The 235-nt window shown below is 36.2% G+C and carries 1 protein-coding gene; it reads right to left on the bottom strand.

The genetic code is table 11. From position 1 onward, the window contains the following. The coding region (locus tag ACPYOM_RS23950; protein WP_481347897.1) for a hypothetical protein at window positions 1–235 on the bottom strand (235 nt) is incomplete at both ends.

Genomic DNA, 235 nt, shown 5'->3' with positions numbered 1-235 from the left:
AGATAAGAGCGTTATTCTTTCCTACAATTTTCAATGTTTTATCATCAGTAGTCGACAAAAGGGGAGTTTGCTTAAGAAGATCAAAAGTTGTATTTCCTTTGGCTACCGGAGAAGCTGCAACATCATATACGAAACGGTCGCTTTGTTTTTTGAAAACCTGTTTTGTTAAGGTTACTCCTTCAATGCTTTTTGTTTTTAACGTGTCCTGTTTTTTTTCCTGAGCGAAAGTAAGTCC

The sequence above is a fragment of the Monashia sp. HAY1-2A genome (genome assembly GCF_056755315.1).
The sequence above is the reverse complement of the archived record's forward strand: the minus strand, read 5'-3'. Positions and strand labels throughout refer to the sequence as shown.